Source organism: Mongoliitalea sp. (assembly GCF_054166905.1).
Map to the genome: position 1 here is coordinate 19,305 of NZ_JBSZCK010000047.1, position 17,814 is coordinate 37,118.

General features: G+C 40.9%; 18 protein-coding genes. 10 read left to right on the forward strand and 8 right to left on the reverse strand.

The genetic code is table 11. The features are described from left to right. Nucleotides 1-102 precede the first annotated feature (102 nt). Nucleotides 103-405 (reverse strand): nucleotidyltransferase family protein, encoded by a 303-nt coding sequence (locus tag ACXIUD_RS18040; protein WP_458054047.1) that lies wholly within the window; start codon nucleotides 403-405, stop codon nucleotides 103-105. Between the two features lie 145 nt (nucleotides 406-550). Then, nucleotides 551-3,493, reverse strand: a complete 2,943-nt coding sequence (locus tag ACXIUD_RS18045; RefSeq protein ID WP_458054048.1) for an FAD-binding and (Fe-S)-binding domain-containing protein — start codon at nucleotides 3,491-3,493, stop codon at nucleotides 551-553. 250 nt (nucleotides 3,494-3,743) lie between these two features. Between ACXIUD_RS18045 and ACXIUD_RS18050 the strand changes: the two genes are divergently transcribed. From ACXIUD_RS18050 to ACXIUD_RS18060, 3 genes are all read left to right on the forward strand, one after another. Next, nucleotides 3,744-4,001, forward strand: coding sequence for a hypothetical protein (locus ACXIUD_RS18050; protein ID WP_458054049.1), 258 nt, complete (start codon nucleotides 3,744-3,746; stop codon nucleotides 3,999-4,001). Between the two features lie 152 nt (nucleotides 4,002-4,153). Further along, the gene (locus ACXIUD_RS18055; RefSeq protein WP_458054050.1) at nucleotides 4,154-4,924 is read left to right on the forward strand and encodes a YdcF family protein; all 771 of its coding nucleotides are present in this window, start codon (nucleotides 4,154-4,156) and stop codon (nucleotides 4,922-4,924) included. Nucleotides 4,925-5,061: 137 nt separating this feature from the next. After that, complete coding sequence (locus tag ACXIUD_RS18060; protein WP_458054051.1) at nucleotides 5,062-5,526, forward strand: GlcG/HbpS family heme-binding protein; 465 nt, start codon at nucleotides 5,062-5,064, stop codon at nucleotides 5,524-5,526. 69 nt (nucleotides 5,527-5,595) lie between these two features. Here ACXIUD_RS18060 and ACXIUD_RS18065 read toward each other — a convergent pair whose 3' ends face one another. The 6 genes from ACXIUD_RS18065 to ACXIUD_RS18090 form a co-directional block, all read right to left on the reverse strand. Beyond that, a complete protein-coding gene (locus ACXIUD_RS18065; protein ID WP_458054052.1) occupies nucleotides 5,596-5,901 on the reverse strand; it encodes a hypothetical protein in 306 nt (101 codons plus the stop codon). Nucleotides 5,902-6,021: 120 nt separating this feature from the next. Next, nucleotides 6,022-6,354 carry a metallophosphoesterase gene (locus ACXIUD_RS18070; protein ID WP_458054053.1) on the reverse strand — a complete coding sequence of 111 codons (333 nt, stop codon included), beginning with the start codon at nucleotides 6,352-6,354 and terminating at the stop codon, nucleotides 6,022-6,024. A 46-nt stretch (nucleotides 6,355-6,400) separates the two neighbouring features. After that, on the reverse strand, nucleotides 6,401-6,907 hold the full coding sequence (locus ACXIUD_RS18075; RefSeq protein ID WP_458054054.1) for a hypothetical protein: 507 nt from the start codon (nucleotides 6,905-6,907) through the stop codon (nucleotides 6,401-6,403). A 71-nt stretch (nucleotides 6,908-6,978) separates the two neighbouring features. Then, nucleotides 6,979-7,560 (reverse strand): hypothetical protein, encoded by a 582-nt coding sequence (locus ACXIUD_RS18080; RefSeq protein ID WP_458054055.1) that lies wholly within the window; start codon nucleotides 7,558-7,560, stop codon nucleotides 6,979-6,981. A gap of 509 nt (nucleotides 7,561-8,069) precedes the next feature. Next, complete coding sequence (locus ACXIUD_RS18085; protein WP_458054056.1) at nucleotides 8,070-9,122, reverse strand: M42 family metallopeptidase; 1,053 nt, start codon at nucleotides 9,120-9,122, stop codon at nucleotides 8,070-8,072. A 70-nt stretch (nucleotides 9,123-9,192) separates the two neighbouring features. Then, complete coding sequence (locus ACXIUD_RS18090) at nucleotides 9,193-10,647, reverse strand: NADP-dependent isocitrate dehydrogenase (RefSeq protein ID WP_458054057.1); 1,455 nt, start codon at nucleotides 10,645-10,647, stop codon at nucleotides 9,193-9,195. 227 nt (nucleotides 10,648-10,874) lie between these two features. Between ACXIUD_RS18090 and ACXIUD_RS18095 the strand changes: the two genes are divergently transcribed. The 7 genes from ACXIUD_RS18095 to tatA all read left to right on the forward strand — a co-directional run bounded on the left by ACXIUD_RS18095 (nucleotide 10,875) and on the right by tatA (nucleotide 17,803). After that, nucleotides 10,875-11,660 (forward strand): enoyl-CoA hydratase/isomerase family protein, encoded by a 786-nt coding sequence (locus tag ACXIUD_RS18095; RefSeq protein WP_458054058.1) that lies wholly within the window; start codon nucleotides 10,875-10,877, stop codon nucleotides 11,658-11,660. Nucleotides 11,661-11,685: 25 nt separating this feature from the next. Then, nucleotides 11,686-13,203, forward strand: coding sequence for a lipopolysaccharide biosynthesis protein (locus ACXIUD_RS18100; RefSeq protein ID WP_458054059.1), 1,518 nt, complete (start codon nucleotides 11,686-11,688; stop codon nucleotides 13,201-13,203). A gap of 21 nt (nucleotides 13,204-13,224) precedes the next feature. After that, nucleotides 13,225-13,659, forward strand: coding sequence for a dUTP diphosphatase (gene dut / locus ACXIUD_RS18105; protein ID WP_458054060.1), 435 nt, complete (start codon nucleotides 13,225-13,227; stop codon nucleotides 13,657-13,659). A 122-nt stretch (nucleotides 13,660-13,781) separates the two neighbouring features. Continuing rightward, nucleotides 13,782-15,506, forward strand: a complete 1,725-nt coding sequence (locus ACXIUD_RS18110; RefSeq protein WP_458054061.1) for a tetratricopeptide repeat protein — start codon at nucleotides 13,782-13,784, stop codon at nucleotides 15,504-15,506. Then, nucleotides 15,499-16,245: a DUF4292 domain-containing protein gene (locus ACXIUD_RS18115; protein ID WP_458054062.1), complete on the forward strand. Its 747-nt coding sequence runs from the start codon at nucleotides 15,499-15,501 to the stop codon at nucleotides 16,243-16,245. The genes ACXIUD_RS18110 and ACXIUD_RS18115 overlap by 8 nt, the downstream gene beginning before the upstream one ends. Then, on the forward strand, nucleotides 16,245-17,486 hold the full coding sequence (locus ACXIUD_RS18120; protein ID WP_458054063.1) for a murein hydrolase activator EnvC family protein: 1,242 nt from the start codon (nucleotides 16,245-16,247) through the stop codon (nucleotides 17,484-17,486). Before ACXIUD_RS18115 ends, ACXIUD_RS18120 begins: the two co-directional genes overlap by 1 nt. Nucleotides 17,487-17,599: 113 nt before the next feature. Then, nucleotides 17,600-17,803: a twin-arginine translocase TatA/TatE family subunit gene (gene tatA / locus ACXIUD_RS18125; RefSeq protein WP_458054064.1), complete on the forward strand. Its 204-nt coding sequence runs from the start codon at nucleotides 17,600-17,602 to the stop codon at nucleotides 17,801-17,803. The last annotated feature ends 11 nt before the right edge of the window (nucleotides 17,804-17,814 follow it).

Sequence of the window (17,814 nt, forward strand, 5' to 3'; positions counted from 1 at the left end):
GTTTTTAGATCCTAACGATACGATGAAAAGGTTCTACCTTCTTCTAAGAACTCAAATATTTCATCTATTGATTTCTGAATATCAAGAAGCCATACTTTTACTTTAACATCCATAAATCATCACTTTATTTTTCTCGAGCTCTTCCCGAAAATATCGATTCTTAATGGCTCTTTCTTCAAGCAAATCAATCTGCCTTTGGAGAATTTCTTCAAGTTTACTTTTTAGGCTGAAATATAGATCTGTGTATTTAAATGGATCGTCTTCATTAAAATCCACAATTAAATCAATATCAGAATTGTCATTAAAGTCATTTGTTGTTACAGACCCAAAGGCAAAAAGAGTTTTGACCTTGTTTTTTTTACAAAGCTCAATAATTTGATTTATTTTCTGTTTTTGAATATTCATAAACGAAAGTTAATCAAAAACTCTAATTGTTTTTGCATCTAGCCCTCCTTACCCAAACACAAATTAAAAGCTATAAGGTGACAGGACCTACCTCCAGAACTCTGATCTTTGGTGAATCCAACAAGCAATTGGAGAATTTTTTTATTTACACCAACGCCCCATACAACACCTCCACCGGATGCAAGGCTTTTCTTTGAGTACCATCAGCAATCTGATGGCGGCAGGAAGTTCCCGGAGCCACGATGAGAGTCTCCTGACTTGCGGAACGCACTGCTGGAAAGAGGACCATCTCCCCTATTTGCATACTCAATTCGTAATGCTCCTCCTCGTATCCAAAGGAACCAGCCATGCCGCAGCATCCTGAAGGAATCGTCTCTACAGAATAATTCTCTGGTAAGCTCAATAATTTCTGAGTCCAACTCAAGGAAGACAAGGCTTTTTGATGACAATGTCCATGCAACTTGATGGTTTTGGATTCTTTGGTAAAGGCCTCAGAAGTTATATTTCCAGCGGCAATTTCCCGTCCTATAAACTCATCTATCAGTAAGGTATGAAACTTCACCTTCTTAGCTGCTTCCACCAAGTCCTTATCCACCAAGCGGGGATATTCATCCCGAAATCCTAAGATTGCGGATGGCTCAATTCCCACCAAAGGTGCATTGCCATTGACCAAGTCTTTGAAAATACGCAAATTGGCATTGGCATGCTTTTTTGCTTTTTCTAACAAACCCTTGGATAACGCCGAACGCCCACTTTCCTCATGATCCACCACGATAACTTCATAACCCAGTTTTTTCAACAATTTCACGGTAGTAATTCCAATGGCTGGCTCGTTGAAATTGATAAACTCGTCTACAAAGAGGTAGATGCTTTTGATAACCGGCTGCTTCACAGGGATTGCAGCCGCCTCAGATCTGAACCACTGTCGAAAGCTTTGTGGTGCAATGGACGGCAGATTCCGTTTCGGTGCTACTCCCAGAACTTTCTTCAAAAGGCCACCTGTAAAGGAATTATTCAAGGAAAAATTGGCTAATCCTGGAAGCAAAGAACCTAATTTATTCAATTCATTGATGTGCGCAAAGGCCTTGGATCGCAAAGGAACTCCATTGGTTTGTTGATATTGATAGAGAAACTCAGCCTTCATGGAGGCCATATCCACATTGGAGGGACATTCGGAAGTACAACCCTTGCAGGACAAACACAAATCAAGTGCCTCCTTGATTTCCGGATGGTCAAAAGCATTGGATGGCTTGTCTTGGGTTAAAAATTCCCGTAAAGTATTGGCACGACCTCGGGTGGTATCCTTTTCATTGCGGGTTGCTTGGTAACTTGGGCACATTGTTCCCCCAGAACTCGGTAATTTGCGGCAGTCTCCACTTCCATTGCATTTTTCAGCCATGCGTAGGATTCCACCCACCTGTGAAAAATCCAGAACGGTATCGTGTTCGGGAGTCTTCATGCCTACTTCATATCTTAGGGAAGTATTTATGGGAGCCGTATCCACTATTTTTCCTGGATTGAAGATATTATCCGGATCCCAGGTGTATTTGATGCGTCTGAATAATTGGTAGTTCTTTTCCCCCACCATCAAGGGAATAAAAGGAGCTCTCACACGCCCATCCCCATGTTCCCCCGAAAGCGAGCCTTGGTATTTTTTCACCAGCTTAGCTGATGCTTCAGAGATTTTATAAAACTCCTCCACATCTTCCGCCTTTTTCAAATCCAAGATAGGACGCATGTGTATTTCACCTGCCCCAGCATGGGCATAGTGCACTGGATCTTGATTAAAACCTTTCAGGATTTCATCCAACTCATCTATATAATCCGCCAAGTCTTCGATATCGACTGCCGTATCTTCAATACAGGCAACCGCTTTGGGATCACCTGGAATATTGGCCAATAAACCTAAACCCGCACTGCGGAGTGCCCAAGCAGCCTTCGTTTTATCGGGACCAATAACAGGATAGGCATACCCCAATGAAGCAGCTTTTAAATCCTCGATTAATTTCTCCCCCTTTTCCCGTGCTTCTTCTTCCGATTTTCCTGTGAATTCCACCATCAGAAGGGCTTTCGGGTCTCCTTCTACGAAATAGCGGTTTTTGCTATATTCAATACTTTCTTTGGTACAGTCTAAAATGATTTTATCCATCAATTCCACTGCGGTGGCCGGATGTTTCATAGCCACTTGAGCGGCTTTCATACTTTGATGGATGCTTTCAAAATGGGCTGCCACCACAATTTCTATGGGGTCTGGAAGTGGATCTAAACTTATTTTAATCTCTGTGGTAAAAGCTAAGGTTCCCTCTGAACCACTCAACAACTTACAAAAATTGAAAGGCTCATCCCCTTCAAAAATCTCAGATTTCAGGAGCTCATCTACCGCATAACCCGTGTTTCTACGGTGAATGCTCTTTTTGGGAAATTGATCGTGAATCTCTTTTCTGGCCTCCTCAGATGTTAATTCTTCCCAAATCTGTTGGTAAACCTTCCCCTCCAAATCGGGTTGGGAGCGTTTTTGTTCAAACTCATCCGAAGAAAGTGAGCCAAAAACCGCAGGATTTCCATCACTCAAGAGCACCTTCAATTCCATCACCTTATCCCGGGTAACCCCATACACGATGGAGGTGGTCCCTGAGGAATTATTTCCTACCATCCCACCAATCATCGCCCGATTGGCAGTGGATGTAATGGGGCTAAAAAACAGTCCATGTGGTTTCAAAAAACGATTCAATTCATCTCTCACCACACCGGGCTGTACCCGAACCCATTTTTCTTCCGCATTGAATTCAAGGATCTTTGTGAAATGCTTGGAAACATCCACTACAATCCCATTGCCCACGCATTGGCCTGCTAAGGAAGTTCCCGCTGTACGGGGAATCAGGGAAGTTTGGTGCTTTTTGGCAAAAGCTATGAGCTGCTGAATATCCCTCTCAGACTTGGGAAAAGCCACAGCCAATGGAATCTCCCGATAGACAGAAGCATCCGTGGCATAAAGGGTCTTGCTCAGGGAATCAAACTTCAACTCTCCCTCCAAGGAAGTAGCAAGTGCTTGTAAAAAAGGCAACAGGTTTGTGGAATTTGTACTCATGTTTCAAAAATACACAGAGAATTTTGAGGGTTTGGAAAATTGAAAGATTTTTTCTCGAAGAAGTCGCAGAAATCATGGAAAAAATAGGATAGTTCAAGTCTTCAGACTTGGACTAGCACTACCGCAGTCTTCAGACTGCACTTTAACAGTCTGAAGACTGTTGAAAACTCAGGTCCAAGACTAAGTCTTGAACCATGTTGACTTGTGTCTCTCATGATTTTTTAGTATAATGCTTTCAAATTATAGGTGTATGGCAGGCGGAACTTCAGGTTTTAATATGATTCAATCCTTCAAGGATAATAGGAGTATCAAGAGTGGTCGCTCACCTATGAAAGATAATCCCTACCAACAAGGTAAATCCAATCGTTCAGATTCAGTAGACCCTGAAATTTATGCTTCGTTGATAGCAGACAGGGATCGTCGAAAGTCCTTTCAAAAAAAACTGAGTTTGGGGATATTTCTTGGAATGGCGTTGATAGCGCTCATTCTATTTTTATTTATTGGATGAAACACTGAAAACTATTGCTAACCTTTTTTTAGGAAATCAAGGATCATAGCGCCCAAACTACTATTGGTATATTCCTTTCTTTACTAATTTTGGGCTGGGTGCTGTTATTCAGTATTTCAAAACTCCTTGTTGATAGCTAATTAGATGTATTCATGTTTTTCATCCTCTCCCAATTCCTGAGTTTTCTCGTAATGCCTCTGAGCATCGTATTGATAGGTTTGACTGTAGGCTTTTTTCTCCCCAATCGAAAAAAAGGTAAGCTAATAATGGGTGTTAGCTTACTACTCCTCTATTTTTTCAGTAATCAGTTTATCGCTAACTGGGCTATGCAACAGTGGGAACCTGCTTTTATCCCGATGAAGGAAGTTCCTCATCATGAAGTTGGGATCGTATTGACAGGTGTGACCAACTTGAGTAAAACTGCCTATGACCGAACATTTTTCAACAAAGGAGCCGACCGCATTACCCATGCCCTTCAATTGTACAAAGAGGGCAAAATCAACAGCATTTTTATAACGGGAGGGCAAGGGCTTAATCCAACCAACCCCAATACGGAAGCTAAACTCTTGAAAGACTTTTTATTGGTTGCGGGTGTTCCAGAAACCGATATTATCATAGAGGATCAAGCCAAAAATACCTATCAGAATGCTGTATTTACAAAGGAAACGCTACTTGTACTTGATATTCCTGTGAATCAATCATTTATTTTAATTACCTCTGCTTTTCACATGAAACGAGCCAAAGGTTGTTTTGATAAAATAGGCCTAGAAACCCTCCCTTTTCCCACAGATTATTATGCCAGCGATCCCAAATGGGATATCCCGAATTTATTTTACCCCGACCCTTATGCCATTTTTATGTGGCATAAACTAGTAAAGGAGTGGGTCGGAATCGGGATGTACAAAGTAGCGGGGTATATGTGAAAGGAGGAAGGTTGAAGGCAGAAGGATGAAATGTGAGACTAGAAGCGAGAAGACACAAGTTCCCGTCCTTTACATACCCTAACAGAATCAAAAACACAAAAAAATCGTATACAGTTAAAAATCAATCAAAAAAATCGATGAAAAACATACTTACTACACTTGCACTTGGTTTATGCTTAATTGGAGGTGCTTTTGCCCAAACTCAATCAAGTATGAACCTAGAGTGGGCCACCAAAATTGCGGATGCAGCACAGGAAAAGGCTGTGAACGAAAATTGGAATGTAGTAATTGCAATTTTGGATCAAGGGGGCAACCTTATCCTGCTCAAAAGAATGGATGGCACGCAAATAGGCAGTATTGAAGTCGCACAATTAAAAGCCAAAACTGCCTTCGAATTCAAACGCTCAACAAAGATATTTGAAGATATGATCAAAAATGGGGCAGTTCATCTCACCACCATGCCGATTACAGCCGTAGAAGGAGGTCTACCCATATTTAAAAATGGCGATCTGATTGGTTCCATTGGAATTTCTGGAGTCACTTCCGCACAGGATGGAATTATTGCAGAAGCTGCGCTGAAGGCGGTTGGGTTGATGGAGTAAAACCATTTTATTGAAAATAACAATGGCGAAAAAACTTATTTATGCAAGTATTTTATTCAGCTTTGATTTTCATAACACTATTACTTTATCCCTTTCAAAAAGCAAATGCTCATTGCGATCTACATAACCCAACTGATTGGTCAATAACCTCGTGGTACCAATTTGGAATTCGGGGATATTACTGTGATGATGTCCATACACCCAACTATTTATCCTGGAAAATGTAATAAGGTCAAAGAGCTCGACTCCAAAGGCTTCATTCAATATACTATCCTTATATTGTTCAGGATAATTGAAAAAGGTTGGACAATGATGGGTAAAAACAGCCACCTGATCTGCCTGCCTTCCATTTAAATTTTCGATCAAAAAGTCCATGCTTTCAAGATGCATTTGATTGTATTGCTCCGTAGAAAGGCGAAAACCTTTATTCTTTATTACATGAAAATCATTTAGACCACGTTCTATTTGCCATTGACTACCTGGACCAATATGGCTTCAAAGGGTAGTGAAAATGAGTTGAACATGATCATATACTACCGAAGTATTATTGATCAAAAACACATTACTGCGAATGGCTTCATTAATAAATCCATTTTTTTCTGCTATATCAAAATAGTAGTATTCGTGATTCCCTGGTAGCCAATAGGTGATTTTAAAATTGTCCGATAGGAGGTTAAAAAAATCCTGATACTTATGCAAAATCGCTAAAGGGATTATATCCCCCGCTAGCACTAAAATATCTGCCTTTGGTAGCAAAGGTTGTCGCTTAAGATATTCCCTATTTGAAGGAAATTCCAAATGGAGGTCAGAGGCGTATTGAATAGTCATGATTAAAAGTACTGTTATTTTGATTACTGAAAAAGCATAGTAATCCTTAGTCAACTATCCCCCACCGTATCTTCAGTTCTGTCAATTTCTTACTATCCAATTCTGAACGGAGTCTAAAGCGCATGGTTACTTCTCGACCATTAGAAATAAACGAAAGGTGATTCCATGAGCCACTTGAACGCATAGGAAATTTAACCACAAAGACATAACCTATATCATCCCTCCCCTCATAGTCATAACAAATAAACTTGGTTATCTTGATTTCATCAATCCTGAAAATTTCCCCATCTAAGCTAAAACCATCAGGATAAAAGTTCAATTTTACTGGAAATGAACCAAACACCTTTTCTTTTTGACCCCATTTTAGAAACGCTTGAAAATAGCAAACAGCAAATATGCTAAGCCCTATAGCCAATCCTATAAAAGCATGGTCAAGTATGAAAAGTAACGCAGCCAATAAAACGAAAACCCAACCAATTAAATTTTTCCGTTTATCCAACAACTCTAATCGTTCACTTGGTTTAAATACATGGGCTTGAACTATTTCTGACATCCAAATTGAAATTCTTGACTATGAGTATTCCTCTCCTCGAAAAACATTTAATTAACCTGACTTAAATCCAGCTAAAAGACTGAATCCATCTCTCTTAATATCCTCTTAGCCTCCACCACCAAGGGTTGCTGTCTAGTCTTCCAAATTCGGTAACCAACAAATGCAGAAATGACCATGATAAACAAAAATAAACCATAAACTAGCCAAAAGTTAAACCAATTGAAAGCTTCTTCTTTAGGATAGTTAACCACCAGTGATAAGGCAGTTCCTACACTTAACAAGGCTGGAAGGAGTATTACCATTTTACTTACCTGCCCATTAAAACGCGCTATAATCAGTGGTAAAAGTTTGGCTAGCGGAACATCATAGCTAAATTTTGCTTTTGTTCTTCGCTCCCAGAGCAGATACACTAAAAAGTAAGCAACACCAAACAGGAAGAAGTAAGCAATTGCCCGATCAAACGGACAATCGCAGGATTCGATAGATACAACCCAAGCTGCTAAAATCGAAATCGCCATAAAGAGGATGTATACCCACTTCATCGCCTTCGAACCGACCGAATTGTAGGCATCCTCCTGCTTACAAGCTTCTATTAACTTTTCTACCGAATCTGTCAAAGATGACTTATTTGACTCCGGTTTGTAAATCCCCATATAATCAAACAATTAAAACCACAAAACCCGATTCAAGTTCACGCAACGGCCGCAACGACACCCGCCACGGCCGCTTCATATGTAATTGAGTAATCTCAAAGATCATATTTTCCCGATTCTCGGGACAGGCTTTTTTCACATCCTGAATTTCTTGAGATTTTTTTATAATTCTTCAATGCTTAAACAAAATCTTCGATCCCAGCGGGATCAACAATTTTTAGTTACAATATGTCTAGGGACAGGTGCGACTCCGAACGGAGTCGAATGTCTCTAGCTCAAAATAATTTAGCTATAAACATGTGACCTCTTCGAGGTCGGGATTTTCGGCATTAACAACAAATGCATACGCTGTAGTCAATCAGCATTTTCATACAAATCTATTAAGCATGATAATTCTCCGTGACAGTTTTGTCACAACATGATGTTTCTTGGCTCTTGTTTGTTGGTTCTTGGTTCTTAAGTCTAATCTCGCACATCTCGCTTCTCGCTTCTCATCTCTCGCTTCTCCCTCAATGCTTCCAATCCCATAAATCCATCTCCTCCAGACAAGCTTTCAATAAACGGATAGAATTCGCAATATCCTCCTTATGTGCCATTTCAATCACTTGATGCAAATGACGGGTAGGAATAGAAATAGCTCCTGCTATCGCTCCTTGCTTACCCATGCGCTGCACACCTGCGGTGTCTGTGCCTCCGGCAGTAAGGATTTCAGGTTGCCACAAGATCTCGTGTTTTTCAGCAGTTGCTTTCATAAAGGCCACCATGCGGTAATCACAGATGGTCATCGCATCCATGATTTTGATGGCTGTTCCCTTACCCAATTCAGTCACTTTCTCATGTGGCTGTGCTCCAGGCACATCAAAAGCGATGGTGGTATCCAAGGCAATTCCAAAATCAGGATTGATCTGATGAGCAGCTACATTGGCACCACGAATACCTACTTCCTCCTGTACGGTGAAGGCCGCATAAACATCGTAGGCTGGATTTTCCAATTGCTTTAAGGTTTCCAGTTGGATAAATACTGCCACCCGGTTATCGATGGATTTACAATTGACACAGTCCCCCATTTCAATCAGTTCCCGGTCTCTTGTGATGGGATCACCAATGCTGATGTGTTTTTCCACCTCTGATTTAGGCATTCCCATATCAATAAAAAAGTCTGTTACCTGAGGCATTTTGGTTCTCTCCTCTGGAGACATCACATGGATAGGCTTCGTACCCATCACTCCTATCAAATCTTTTTTTCCATGAACGATCACTCGCTGGGCAACCAAGGTTTTGGGGTCAAAGCCTCCCAAGGTGTGAAACCTCAAAAACCCATTATCGTCAATATGCTTCACAATAAAACCAATCTCATCCATATGGGCAGCCAGCATGACCCTTTTGCCCTCAGGATTGTTCTTGGCTTTTTTGATGGCAATCACATTACCCAGATTATCCACCTGAACCTCATCCACATGCGGATTCACTTGCTCTATGATAAAATCCCGAATTCTTTTTTCAAATCCCGGCGCACCCGCAATCTCACAGGTTTTGCTCAATAAGGCAACATCTATACTCATAGCTTCTTTTTCTCTTAAATAACAATGATAAAAAAAAGCTCCGAAGAAAATCTCCGGAGCTTCAAGTTTTTTACTCTCCTTGTGCCAAGCTAAAGCCTCTGACACCATCGAAGGTGTATAAATGCTCTGTTTTGATAAAGTCAAAACCAAGCGCTTTGATTTGTCTCAACAATTCCAACACATCTTCGTGAGAAATCGCACGTTGATCGTCTGTTTTGAATCGACATCTCCAGTGATCCGTACAGAAAGTTTCAGGCTGTCCTTCTGGGAATACTTTTACTCCTCTATTCGTAATCAAATGCAATTGCAAGCCGTATACATTGGCTTTTCTCAAACCTTCTCCAATTACATCCGGATTCCTTCCTGCTTCATCCCAATCGATAAATACATCTACTCCTACCAATTCTTTCTTAGCCTTGGTTACCGGTCTCAATTTGATATTGATAGGCGTAGTGTCTGATTTGTCAAACTTGGCTGGCACCATGTTCACAGGAACTTGACCCAATCGATCAATCACTGCCTGTGCAAATGCCTTAGTACCTACTTTTTGAGTAGAAAGACCTTCTTGATAAATATCACCCGTATGGATACCATCCTCCAAAGTCTTCATCCATGCATTGGCAACCTTCTCCGCAACTTCCGGCTGACCAATGTGCACCAACATGGAAATCGCACCATTCAACAAACCGGATGGGTTGGCCATGTCCATGCCAGCGATATCCGGAGCAGATCCGTGAATCGCCTCAAACATGGCTACTTCAGCACCCACGTTGGCAGAACCACCCAAACCAACAGAACCGGTCACTTGAGCGGCAATGTCAGAGATGATATCACCATATAAGTTCAACGTAACAATCACATCGAAGATTTCCGGTCTTTCAGCAATCAAGGCCGAACCGATATCAATGATTTTGTGATCTGATTCGATTTCCGGATACTCTTTTGCGATTTCGTCAAAAGTCTTGTGGAATAAACCATCCGCCAATTTCATGATATTGTCTTTGGTCATACAGGTCACTTTCTTTCTGCCATATTTCTTGGCATACTCAAATGCATAACGGATGATTTTTTCAGAACCCGGCTGAGAAATTAATTTCAAGGTCTGATAAACTTCCTCCGTTTGTCTGTGCTCGATCCCTGCATATAAATCCTCCTCATTTTCCCGGATGATAACCATATCCGTTTTTGGGAAGTGGGTTTTTACAAATGGATGGTAAGCCTTACAAGGTCTTACATTGGCAAAAAGTCCAAAAGATTTTCTGGTAGTAACATTTAAACTTTTGAAACCTCCACCCTGAGGTGTAGTGATGGGAGATTTTAAAAATACTTTGGTATCTCTCAAGGATTGGAAAGCCTTAGGCTCCATACCTGAACTGATCCCTTTTAAATATACTTTTTCACCGATTTCGATAACATCATATTCCAACTGAGCTCCTGCCGCTTCCAAGATATCCAAGGTTGCTTGCATGATTTCCGGTCCAATACCGTCACCGTAGGCTACTGTAATTTTCGTTTTTGAAGACATATATAATTGGGTTTTTGTGATTACTATTTGGCGCTGCAAAAATATAAAATTTAAGCAGAAAGGCAGGATAAACCTATGATAAATTAGCAGTTAAACGAAAGAAATGTGGCACAAGTGCTTTTCATAATCTTTATCCGTCTATCTCACTTTCATTGTATTTTTCTAAGAAATCCTTTGGGAATGCACGCCTCACTCGTATATTTGACCTCCAACATTCACCTTTTAACATGGCTGAAAGTAAAAACATCTTATCGGAAGAACGTGACGGGATTTTATATCTGACCGTCAACCGAGAATCCAAATTGAATGCACTCAACTTTGCAACCCTTGAAGAACTACGTACAATTTTCGAAGAGGTTGTGGATAACAAAAACATTAAATCTGTCATCATCACTGGTTCTGGTGAAAAAGCCTTTATAGCTGGAGCAGATATCAGCGAGATCGCTGAATTGAGCGAACTGAATGCAAGGAAATTTGCGGAAAATGGTCAGGAAATTTTCAGCCTGATCGAAACTTGTCCCAAGCCTGTAATCGCTGTCGTCAATGGCTTCGCATTGGGTGGAGGTTGTGAATTGGCTATGGCCTGTCACATGCGTATAGCTGCTGCCCATGCAAAATTTGGTCAGCCAGAAGTTAATTTGGGAATTATCCCTGGTTATGGAGGAACTCAACGTCTCACTGTCCTAGTAGGCAGAGGAAAAGCTAATGAACTCATGATGACTGGGGATATGATCGATGCAAACGAAGCAAAAACATTAGGTTTAGTCAACCATGTATGCGACACCAAAGATGACGCAATGGTAAAAGCTGAAGAAATCATCCGCAAAATCATGAGCAAAGCGCCCCTAGCTATCGGAATGATTGTTGATTGTGTCAATGCCGTCTACAGCACCAATGAGGATGGCTACCAAATAGAAGCCAATAGCTTTGCCCGCTGTGTAAAATCAGGGGATTATAAAGAAGGAACAAGCGCATTCCTCGAAAAGAGAAAACCAGTCTTTAAAGGGGAATAATTTCCCCTTTTTTTATTTTTGTATCATGGGTCAATTAAAAAATCTTGCTGGCCAAACGGCTATTTACGGCATCAGCAGCATCCTTGGCCGTACAGTCAATTTTTTACTTATTCCAATGTATACCGCCTATCTTTCCAAAGATGGAATGGGGGCTTACACGGCATTATACGCAAACATCGCCTTATTTAATGTCATTTTCACCTATGGTATGGAAACCACCTATTTCAGGTTTGCCACTGGAAAAGGTTTGGATCCCACCAAGGTATATCATCAAATCCAATCACTATTGATTACCAGTTCGTTGAGCTTAGGTGCATTGATTTATTTTTCAGCACCTTGGTTGGCGGAGGTAATGAATTATCCCGGACAAGAATACCTTTTCCAATGGATTGCCTGGATTTTAGCAATAGATGCAGTTCTAGCTATTCCTTATGCTAGACTCAGAAAAGAAAACAAGTCCCTTCAATTTGCGCTGACCAAGTTCTCCAATATTCTGATCAATGTAGGGCTCAACATTCTCTTTATTGTAGTATTTCGAAAAATCTATTTAGGTGAATGGCTTTCCGCACTACAACCTTTCATCAGTAACTTTTACAGACCTGACTGGGAAGTTGAATTTATTCTGCTGTCCAATCTAATTGCTAATGCACTAATGATCCCAATACTTTTCAAATATATGGGAAAATTCAGTTTTCAATTAAGCCGTAGTTATCTTTTACCCATGTGGCATTATGCATTCCCGCTTTTATTTATGGGGTTGGCGGGCGTAGTCAATGAGGCCATGTCCAGAAATTTATTTGAATACCTGATTCCGGAAAATTTTTACCCCGGCTTGACAGGAAGAGAAGCAGGCGGGATTTTTGGAGCCAACTTCAAACTGGCGATCTTCATGAATTTGATCATTCAAGCATTCAAATATGCTGCAGAACCATTTTTCTTCAATCAAAGCGCTGACAAAAATAGTCCCAAACTCTTTGCCCGTGTAATGCATGCTTTCATCATCTTTTGCTGTACCTTGATGATTGCAGTTTCGGTCAATTTAGGGCTTTTGGGCAACTTATTATTGAGAAATGAAGGTTACAGTATGGCTACCCATATAGTACCTGTTTTACTCATGGGCTACCTATTATTGGGAATTTATTTTAATTTGAGCATTTGGTTCAAATTGACAGATCAAACAAAATACAGTTTCTACATTACATTTATTGGTGCTTTGGTAACTATCCTCATCCTATTTACAGCCATTCCAAGCCTTGGCTTTTTGGGAGGCGCTCTGAGTACTTTGGGTTGCTACTTAGTTATGAGCATCCTGTGTTTTTGGTGGGGACAAAAGCATTTCCCTATCCCCTATCAGACTGGAAAAGGAATCCTTTACCTCTTACTTGCATTTGGCTTAAGCTATGCAGGATACTTCACCGTATTGGAGAATCCTATTTTGGAGTTTGCTGTTCAAAATAGCTTTATCTTGCTCTTCCTAGGCCTGGTGTTACTATTGGAAAAAGAGGAGGTTGCAACTATCCGAAAGCGCTTGAAAAATCGATAATCATTCATCCAATTACTATCTATGAAAGTCAACGTCATTAACCGATCCAAGCACGAATTACCAGCTTATCAAACTGCCGCCTCCGCAGGAATGGACCTCCGTGCCAATTTAGAAGAAGCTGTAATCCTGCAACCCTTGGAAAGAAAATTAATTGGAACGGGTTTATTCTTAGAGCTTCCGGTAGGCTTTGAAGCCCAAATTCGCCCGAGAAGTGGGCTAGCCTTCAAACATGGCTTGACTGTATTGAACAGCCCCGGAACAGTAGATGCAGATTATCGAGGTGAAATCAAAGTCCTTTTAGTCAATCTATCCCAAGAACCATTTGAAATAAAGGATGGAGAGCGGATTGCACAAATGGTCATCGCCAGACATGAACAAATCGCTTGGCAACTCACCGAGACATTATCTGATACAGAGCGTGGAGCAGGTGGGTATGGAAGCACTGGAAAATCCTAATGCTAACATCTTTTATGAATTTGCTAAACAAAAAGGCATTAAGTTTGCGTTAGAAAAGACAATCAGAGGTATTGCTGTACAAGTATCAATACCCTACCAATAATACTTAATCGATTCTACGAGTGAAAATCCTTCAAATCAGTATATTTTTAATTACCATCCTATCGTTCCCTTCCATGCTTTCGGCCCAGCAGCCTACACGGAAAGCCAAAAAAAAGGAATTGGAGCAGATTCGGGCCAATAGGTTGTTTATCGATGGTCAACGCTACATGATGCTTGAAGACTTCGATCGTGCTTACTTTTATTTCAAAAAATCGCTCGAAATAGCTCCCAAAGAGCCTGCAACTAACTTTAAGATTGCAGAAATTCTTCTGAGAGCCAATCAAGTGGATGAAGCTTTGGATTATGGGATGAAAGCAGTAGCTGCTGACCCTACCAATAAATATTACCGATTGGTAATGGCCGAGGTGTATACCAAACAAGGGCAGCCATTGAAGGCCGCTGAAATTTTGGAGGACCTGATGGCGAATACTACAGAAAATCAAAACTATATCCTGGATTTAGCTTCCCTGTATCTTTCTGCCGGGGATATGGACAACGCCCTGAGCGCCCTGGATCGGGCAGAGGACTATTACGGGGTTATCGATCAGCTTATCTTCCAAAAGCAACGCATTTACCTACGGAGAAATAATTTGAAAGCTGCAGTAGAGGAAGGTAAAAAGCTCATCAACTCCAGCCCAGGCAATGCGCAGTATGTAATCAGTTTGGTAGAGATTCTCTTCAATAATGGAAAATCAGAAGAAGCCATTGCTTTGATCGAAGAAAACCTTACTGCTTACCCTAATCAGGCGGAATTGCAAATGGCAGCTTATGCCCTCTATCGGGAAAGAGGCGATGTGACAACAGCAGAGGATTTTATCAAAACAGCATTTGCCAATCCTGACTTGGATCCATCCATCAAAGCAAAGGCATTTGCTGAAATTTTGCAAGAAATGCGAACGGAGAGAAGAGAGCGTCTGCTGGATAACTTGCAAGAGTCCATGCTAGCACATAATTCAACTGATGCAGATGTCTTAACAGTAGTAGGTGATCGATTCCTTTTTGCCAACAAAAAGGAGGAAGCATTAGAGCTTTACCGTAAATCTCTTCAAATCAATCCTTCCAACGCGCAAGTATTGCAGGGGGTGATTACGAATCTTTTTGAATCCACCCAGGATTTTGCTACAATCGAAACCTACACCATCATGGCCGTAGATGAATTTCCTGAAAGACCAGAGTTTTGGTTTTTTGATGGCACAGCAAAACTTGCTCAAAAGAAAGGAGAGCCAGCAGTGGAGTCCTTGGAAAAAGCAATAGAATTGAACCGAGGACGAAACAAACAGCTAGACCTATTGGCAAAAGCTTCTTTAGGAGATGCTTTGCATCAAGCAGGCAAAAAAGAAGAAGCCTTTGAAATGTATGAAAGTGTCTTGGCCGAAAAACCGGATGATGAACATGTGCTCAATAATTATGCGTATTTTCTTTCTTTATCAAAGCGTGACCTAGAAAAGGCCAAAAAAATGTCGGAAGGATTAGTGAAACGATTTCCTAAAAACGCCACTTATCTAGACACACACGCTTGGGTTTTATTCCAATTACAAGAGTATGAAGATGCAAAAAAATATATGGAGCGAGCCTTGGAACAGGAAGAAAACCCCAGCGGTGTCATGTTTGAGCATTATGGAGACATCCTATACCATCTAGGCAAAAGAAACGAAGCAATTTCCTATTGGAAAAAAGCGGAGGGAGGAGAAGATATCTCCGAGGTTTTAATCAAAAAAATAAGAGATCAAAAGTATTATGATTAAGCAGTGGTATCGTGGACTTCTCATGTCCGGACTTGTACTAGTTCTTTTCTCCTGCGCCAAAAAACCAAACCTCTACACCTCGGACGAGGTTATGCAGGAGTTTGAAGGTATTTACTTTGATTTTACTTACTTAAGTTCAAGAGGAAGGATTGTATTAGAAGAATCCAATGGAAAAGTCACCAAAGGCACGATCAATTTCCGCGCGAAAAAGGATAGTGTGATTTGGTTTTCAGTTACCCCAGGCTTAGGGCTTGAAGCTTTACGAGGCATTGTAACCAAAGATTATATCCGCATCAAAGACCGACTCAATGGAGAAGATGTAAATATGAGCTTCGCTGAGTTGAAAGATCGATTTGACTTAAACTTATCCTTTGATTTGATTCAAAACTTGGCCTATGCCAATGTACCTCATGAATTTAGCTATAGAGATCGACTGATCCGTATAGGGAGTTCTTTTGACTTGACACAGGTCAGAGAAGGCGTACGCTATCATTCCAAAATCAGTACAAGTCATGGAAAAGTTACCGAACTGACAAGTAATCCTCTTAATGAAAAAGGTGGATTAACAGCAAGTTATCGTACCTTTGAAGATGTAGAAGGGCAACCTTTTCCTAATAACATGCTCTTCAAATTGATCTTGGGAGAAGGGGCAGAAGCACAGAATACAGTCGTACACTTGGAAATATCCAGAATCGAGCGAAGCAACAATTCCTTGACCTTTCCATTTCAGTTTAACTAATGAAGAAGCTTTTTCTTTTTCTTTTTTTGACATGCCTTGGGTTCTCTACTCAAGGACAAAACATCGTTCAGACGAAAAAATCACGTGCAGAACTTGAACGGGAAAAAGCTGAAATTCAAAAAAAACTCCTAGAATTTGATAAGATTTTAAAGAAAACTACCGAGACTAAAAAAGTATCTGTAGGACAGCTGAATGCTGTCAATCGTCAGCTACAAGCTCGGGTCACTTATATCAGTACGCTTAGCCGAGAAGTGCAGCTTATCGATCGGGAAATCAAAAATACCGAACTGAAAATCAAAGCTCTGGAAAACGAGCTTCAGAACTTGAAAGATGAGTATTCCAAGATGATTTATACAAGTGCAAAGCTGAATCAGGGCATGACCATGACTGCATTTGTGTTTAGCTCCACTACTTTCAAGCAATTTTACATGCGCTTGAAGTATCTCAAACAGTATTCGGATGCCCGAAAAAAGCAAGCCGATCAGATTGAAAAGGTAACGGAAGAATTAGTAGTAGAACAGAAAAATCTGGCTTCAAAAAAAGAGGAAAAACAGGTAGTGCTTCAAAAGGAGCAACAACAAAAACGAGAACTTGACAAGGCCAAGCAAGAGCAGCAAGTAATTGTGAATTCTTTGAATAAACAGGAACAGGATCTCCGCAGGCAGATTGAAGCTGCGCGTAAGCAACAGGAAAACCTGAACCGATTGATTCGCTCCATCATCGAGGAAGAAATCAGAAGAGCGGAAGCTGAAGCTAAAAAATCCAATTCTACAGCTTCCCGAGCGTCAGGCAGTTCTATTCCCTTGACACCCGAGGCAGCTGCTTTGTCCAGTTCTTTTGCAGGCAATCGAGGGAAGCTTCCTTGGCCTGTGGAATCTGGATTTGTTTCTAAGCGATTTGGCAATCAGCCTCACCCAACCCTCAAAGGTGTAGTAGAGCCTAATGATGGTATCGATATACAAACCACTCCTAATGCAGGTGTACGCGCTGTCTTTGATGGAGAAGTGGTGAAAGTCGCCACAGTCCCAGGTTACGGTGGCACCATTCTGATCAAGCATGGGGAATATTACACCCTGTACAGTAAACTGAAGGTCATTTCTGTAAAAACAGGTGACAAAGTCAAAGCTAAACAGGTGATTGGACAGGTGTATACCAACAAAGACGGCGTTTCGGAAATGCATTTCGAAACTTGGAAGGGGCTCTCTCCTATGGATCCATCCATTTGGCTAGCAGGACGGTAAAATAAATAATCCGTATATTTACAAAAAAAGAAACAGTTGTGCCACGCTTTCCTTTGTGATAGCTATGCAGTTCTGTATCTTTGCAAGGAATATTCATCTAAAACAGATCTATTATGACTACATTAGGATTTATCGGAGGAATGAGCCCAGGGTCTATGATCCTTATCATTTTTGTGATTCTGCTTCTTTTCGGAGCAAAGAGAATCCCAGAATTAGCAAGAGGATTGGGCAAAGGAATCCGTGAGTTCAAAGATGCCACCAAGGAAATTCAAAATGACTTGGAGGAAGGACTCAACGATAAAAAGAAAAAAGACTAACGCTTAGCAAT